Below are 255 nucleotides of genomic sequence, written 5' to 3'. Positions count from 1 at the left end.
GTTTAGTTAAGTTAGAAAGGGCGCACGGTGGATGCCTTGGCACTAGGAGCCGATGAAGGACGGGACAAACACCGATATGCTTCGGGGAGCTGTAAGTAAGCGTTGATCCGGAGATTTCCGAATGGGGAAACCCACTGTCCGTAATGGGGCAGTATCCATACGTGAATCCATAGCGTATGGAGGGCACACCCGGGGAACTGAAACATCTAAGTACCCGGAGGAGAAGAAAGCAAAAGCGATTCCCTGAGTAGCGGC

General features: G+C 52.5%; 1 rRNA gene. It reads left to right on the top strand.

From position 1 onward, the window contains the following. Window positions 1–4 precede the first annotated feature (4 nt). A 23S ribosomal RNA gene (locus K1I43_RS15545) occupies window positions 5–255 on the top strand; the annotation flags it as partial.

Origin of the sequence: Anoxybacillus sp. ST70, assembly GCF_019553625.1 — a bacterium.
Lineage (GTDB): Bacteria > Bacillota > Bacilli > Bacillales > Anoxybacillaceae > Anoxybacillus > Anoxybacillus gonensis.
Note: the sequence above shows the minus strand (reverse complement) of the source record. Positions and strands in the feature narration are given on the sequence as shown.